The 5,560-nt window shown below is 52.1% G+C and carries 2 tRNA genes, 3 rRNA genes and 1 pseudogene; 5 read left to right on the top strand and 1 reads right to left on the bottom strand.

Annotated elements, in window-relative coordinates:
* Nucleotides 1–189 (bottom strand): annotated as a pseudogene (locus N7333_RS23800) (hypothetical protein); the annotation flags it as partial.
* Between the two features lie 79 nt (nucleotides 190–268).
* On the opposite strand from N7333_RS23800, the gene N7333_RS23795 reads away from it, so the two are divergent.
* From N7333_RS23795 to rrf, 5 genes are all read left to right on the top strand, one after another.
* Nucleotides 269–1,804, top strand: a 16S ribosomal RNA gene (locus tag N7333_RS23795).
* Between the two features lie 85 nt (nucleotides 1,805–1,889).
* Nucleotides 1,890–1,966: transfer RNA gene (locus tag N7333_RS23790), tRNA-Ile, on the top strand.
* 22 nt (nucleotides 1,967–1,988) lie between these two features.
* Nucleotides 1,989–2,064, top strand: a tRNA-Ala gene (locus N7333_RS23785).
* 253 nt (nucleotides 2,065–2,317) lie between these two features.
* Nucleotides 2,318–5,210: ribosomal RNA gene (locus N7333_RS23780) — 23S ribosomal RNA — on the top strand.
* A 159-nt stretch (nucleotides 5,211–5,369) separates the two neighbouring features.
* Nucleotides 5,370–5,485: ribosomal RNA gene (rrf, locus tag N7333_RS23775) — 5S ribosomal RNA — on the top strand.
* Together the 16S, 23S and 5S rRNA genes with 2 tRNA genes alongside form the textbook arrangement of a ribosomal RNA operon.
* Nucleotides 5,486–5,560 lie beyond the last annotated feature (75 nt).

Below are 5,560 nucleotides of genomic sequence, written 5' to 3'. Positions count from 1 at the left end.
GGTTGAGTAGAAAAGAGTTTCTCCGGAAATAAATTCGAAAAACAGCTTGACAGAGAGAGGGGCTGCTGTAGAATGCGCGGCCTCGGTTGAGACGAAAAGCTTAACCAACTGTTCTTTAACAACTGAATCAAGCAATTCGTGTGGGTGCTTGTGAGGTAAGACTGGTAGTCGACTGATTATCAGCATCACAAGTAACACTCGTGAATTCGAGAGTTTATTTGCGATTGCTGAGCCAAGTTTAGGGTTTTCTCAAAACCCAAGCAGTATTGAACTGAAGAGTTTGATCATGGCTCAGATTGAACGCTGGCGGCAGGCCTAACACATGCAAGTCGAGCGGATGAAGGGAGCTTGCTCCCTGATTTAGCGGCGGACGGGTGAGTAATGCCTAGGAATCTGCCTGGTAGTGGGGGATAACGTTCCGAAAGGAACGCTAATACCGCATACGTCCTACGGGAGAAAGCAGGGGACCTTCGGGCCTTGCGCTATCAGATGAGCCTAGGTCGGATTAGCTAGTTGGTGAGGTAATGGCTCACCAAGGCGACGATCCGTAACTGGTCTGAGAGGATGATCAGTCACACTGGAACTGAGACACGGTCCAGACTCCTACGGGAGGCAGCAGTGGGGAATATTGGACAATGGGCGAAAGCCTGATCCAGCCATGCCGCGTGTGTGAAGAAGGTCTTCGGATTGTAAAGCACTTTAAGTTGGGAGGAAGGGCATTAACCTAATACGTTAGTGTTTTGACGTTACCAACAGAATAAGCACCGGCTAACTTCGTGCCAGCAGCCGCGGTAATACGAAGGGTGCAAGCGTTAATCGGAATTACTGGGCGTAAAGCGCGCGTAGGTGGTTCGTTAAGTTGGATGTGAAAGCCCCGGGCTCAACCTGGGAACTGCATCCAAAACTGGCGAGCTAGAGTACGGTAGAGGGTGGTGGAATTTCCTGTGTAGCGGTGAAATGCGTAGATATAGGAAGGAACACCAGTGGCGAAGGCGACCACCTGGACTGATACTGACACTGAGGTGCGAAAGCGTGGGGAGCAAACAGGATTAGATACCCTGGTAGTCCACGCCGTAAACGATGTCAACTAGCCGTTGGAATCCTTGAGATTTTAGTGGCGCAGCTAACGCATTAAGTTGACCGCCTGGGGAGTACGGCCGCAAGGTTAAAACTCAAATGAATTGACGGGGGCCCGCACAAGCGGTGGAGCATGTGGTTTAATTCGAAGCAACGCGAAGAACCTTACCTGGCCTTGACATGCTGAGAACTTTCCAGAGATGGATTGGTGCCTTCGGGAACTCAGACACAGGTGCTGCATGGCTGTCGTCAGCTCGTGTCGTGAGATGTTGGGTTAAGTCCCGTAACGAGCGCAACCCTTGTCCTTAGTTACCAGCACCTCGGGTGGGCACTCTAAGGAGACTGCCGGTGACAAACCGGAGGAAGGTGGGGATGACGTCAAGTCATCATGGCCCTTACGGCCAGGGCTACACACGTGCTACAATGGTCGGTACAAAGGGTTGCCAAGCCGCGAGGTGGAGCTAATCCCATAAAACCGATCGTAGTCCGGATCGCAGTCTGCAACTCGACTGCGTGAAGTCGGAATCGCTAGTAATCGTGAATCAGAATGTCACGGTGAATACGTTCCCGGGCCTTGTACACACCGCCCGTCACACCATGGGAGTGGGTTGCTCCAGAAGTAGCTAGTCTAACCTTCGGGGGGACGGTTACCACGGAGTGATTCATGACTGGGGTGAAGTCGTAACAAGGTAGCCGTAGGGGAACCTGCGGCTGGATCACCTCCTTAATCGAAGACATCAGCTTCTTCATAAGTTCCCACACGAATTGCTTGATTCATAGTCGAAGACGATGCTGTAACGCGACCCTGTTATAGGTCTGTAGCTCAGTTGGTTAGAGCGCACCCCTGATAAGGGTGAGGTCGGCAGTTCAAATCTGCCCAGACCTACCAATTGCTTGGTGCAGAAGATTACGGGGCCATAGCTCAGCTGGGAGAGCGCCTGCTTTGCACGCAGGAGGTCAGCGGTTCGATCCCGCTTGGCTCCACCACTCTCGCGCGTTGCGGTAGAAGGAAAGAGTTCAGAAATGAGCGCTTCAGGGTAGACCTGGTGAGTGCTGATTTCTGGTCTTTTGACCGGTAGAAAATCGTTCTTTAAAAATTTGGGTATGTGATAGAAGTGACTAACGACGTGTTTCACTGCACGTTGTTAATCAAGGCAAAATTTGTAGTTCTCAAGACGCAAATTTTCGGCGAATGTCGTCTTCACGATTGAGACAGTAACCAGATTGCTTGGGGTTATATGGTCAAGTGAAGAAGCGCATACGGTGGATGCCTTGGCAGTCAGAGGCGATGAAAGACGTGGTAGCCTGCGAAAAGCTTTGGGGAGTCGGCAAACAGACTGTGATCCAGAGATCTCTGAATGGGGGAACCCACCTAGGATAACCTAGGTATCTTGTACTGAATCCATAGGTGCAAGAGGCGAACCAGGGGAACTGAAACATCTAAGTACCCTGAGGAAAAGAAATCAACCGAGATTCCCTTAGTAGTGGCGAGCGAACGGGGACTAGCCCTTAAGTTGGTTTGAGTGTAGTGGAAGGCTCTGGAAAGTGCCGCCGTAGTGGGTGATAGCCCCGTACACGAAACGCTCTTATCAATGAAATCGAGTAGGACGGGGCACGAGAAACCTTGTCTGAACATGGGGGGACCATCCTCCAAGGCTAAATACTACTGACTGACCGATAGTGAACCAGTACCGTGAGGGAAAGGCGAAAAGAACCCCGGAGAGGGGAGTGAAATAGAACCTGAAACCGTATGCGTACAAGCAGTGGGAGCCCACTTTGTTGGGTGACTGCGTACCTTTTGTATAATGGGTCAGCGACTTATATTCAGTGGCGAGCTTAACCGAATAGGGGAGGCGTAGCGAAAGCGAGTCTTAATAGGGCGCTTTAGTCGCTGGGTATAGACCCGAAACCGGGCGATCTATCCATGGGCAGGTTGAAGGTTAGGTAACACTGACTGGAGGACCGAACCGACTACCGTTGAAAAGTTAGCGGATGACCTGTGGATCGGAGTGAAAGGCTAATCAAGCTCGGAGATAGCTGGTTCTCCTCGAAAGCTATTTAGGTAGCGCCTCGTGTATCACTGCTGGGGGTAGAGCACTGTTTCGGCTAGGGGGTCATCCCGACTTACCAAACCGATGCAAACTCCGAATACCAGCAAGTGTCAGCACGGGAGACACACGGCGGGTGCTAACGTCCGTCGTGAAAAGGGAAACAACCCAGACCGTCAGCTAAGGTCCCAAAGTTATGGTTAAGTGGGAAACGATGTGGGAAGGCTTAGACAGCTAGGAGGTTGGCTTAGAAGCAGCCATCCTTTAAAGAAAGCGTAATAGCTCACTAGTCGAGTCGGCCTGCGCGGAAGATGTAACGGGGCTCAAACCATACACCGAAGCTACGGGTTCATCCTTTGGATGAGCGGTAGAGGAGCGTTCTGTAAGCCTGTGAAGGTGAGTTGAGAAGCTTGCTGGAGGTATCAGAAGTGCGAATGCTGACATGAGTAACGACAATGGGTGTGAAAAACACCCACGCCGAAAGACCAAGGTTTCCTGCGCAACGTTAATCGACGCAGGGTTAGTCGGCCCCTAAGGCGAGGCAGAAATGCGTAGTCGATGGGAAACGGGTTAATATTCCCGTACTTCTAGTTACTGCGATGGAGGGACGGAGAAGGCTAGGCCAGCACGGCGTTGGTTGTCCGTGTTTAAGGTGGTAGGCTGGTTTCTTAGGTAAATCCGGGAGATCAAGGCCGAGAGCTGATGACGAGCGTTCTTTTAGAATGCGAAGTGGTTGATGCCATGCTTCCAGGAAAAGCTTCTAAGCTTCAGGTAACTAGGAACCGTACCCCAAACCGACACAGGTGGTTAGGTAGAGAATACCAAGGCGCTTGAGAGAACTCGGGTGAAGGAACTAGGCAAAATGGCACCGTAACTTCGGGAGAAGGTGCGCCGGTGAGGGTGAAGTATTTACTACGTAAGCCCCTGCCGGTCGAAGATACCAGGCCGCTGCGACTGTTTATTAAAAACACAGCACTCTGCAAACACGAAAGTGGACGTATAGGGTGTGACGCCTGCCCGGTGCCGGAAGGTTAATTGATGGGGTTAGCGCAAGCGAAGCTCTTGATCGAAGCCCCGGTAAACGGCGGCCGTAACTATAACGGTCCTAAGGTAGCGAAATTCCTTGTCGGGTAAGTTCCGACCTGCACGAATGGCGTAACGATGGCGGCGCTGTCTCCACCCGAGACTCAGTGAAATTGAAATCGCTGTGAAGATGCAGTGTATCCGCGGCTAGACGGAAAGACCCCGTGAACCTTTACTATAGCTTTGCACTGGACTTTGAGCTTGCTTGTGTAGGATAGGTGGGAGGCTTTGAAGTGGGGACGCCAGTTCTCATGGAGCCATCCTTGAAATACCACCCTGGCAACCTTGAGGTTCTAACTCTGGTCCGTCATCCGGATCGAGGACAGTGTATGGTGGGTAGTTTGACTGGGGCGGTCTCCTCCCAAAGAGTAACGGAGGAGTACGAAGGTGCGCTCAGACCGGTCGGAAATCGGTCGTAGAGTATAAAGGCAAAAGCGCGCTTGACTGCGAGACAGACACGTCGAGCAGGTACGAAAGTAGGTCTTAGTGATCCGGTGGTTCTGTATGGAAGGGCCATCGCTCAACGGATAAAAGGTACTCCGGGGATAACAGGCTGATACCGCCCAAGAGTTCATATCGACGGCGGTGTTTGGCACCTCGATGTCGGCTCATCACATCCTGGGGCTGAAGCCGGTCCCAAGGGTATGGCTGTTCGCCATTTAAAGTGGTACGCGAGCTGGGTTTAGAACGTCGTGAGACAGTTCGGTCCCTATCTGCCGTGGACGTTTGAGATTTGAGAGGGGCTGACCTTAGTACGAGAGGACCGGGTTGGACGAACCTCTGGTGTTCCGGTTGTCACGCCAGTGGCACTGCCGGGTAGCTATGTTCGGAAAAGATAACCGCTGAAAGCATCTAAGCGGGAAACTTGCCTCAAGATGAGATCTCACTGGAGCCTTGAGCTCCCTGAAGGGCCGTCGAAGACTACGACGTTGATAGGTGGGGTGTGTAAGCGCTGTGAGGCGTTGAGCTAACCCATACTAATTGCCCGTGAGGCTTGACCATATAACACCCAAACAATCTGCCCTCAACGCAGAGGGTGTCGATGGTGAAGTCGACAACAGCCGAAAATTTGCGAGAGCTACAGGCCCAAGGGCCAAGCCAAACGACTGTCACATACCCAATATGGGGTCGCGTCTAAACCACGAGACTCCAACCGAATTGCTTGACGACCATAGAGCGTTGGAACCACCTGATCCCATCCCGAACTCAGAAGTGAAACGACGCATCGCCGATGGTAGTGTGGTGCTTCACCATGTGAGAGTAGGTCATCGTCAAGCTCCTATACGAAACCCCAGATCTCGAAAGAGGTCTGGGGTTTCTTCTTTTTGGCTGGAAAACACAGAGCGCGTAGG

The sequence above is a fragment of the Pseudomonas sp. GD04158 genome (genome assembly GCF_029834875.1).
Lineage (GTDB): Bacteria > Pseudomonadota > Gammaproteobacteria > Pseudomonadales > Pseudomonadaceae > Aquipseudomonas > Aquipseudomonas hydrolytica.
Note: the sequence above shows the minus strand (reverse complement) of the source record. Positions and strands in the feature narration are given on the sequence as shown.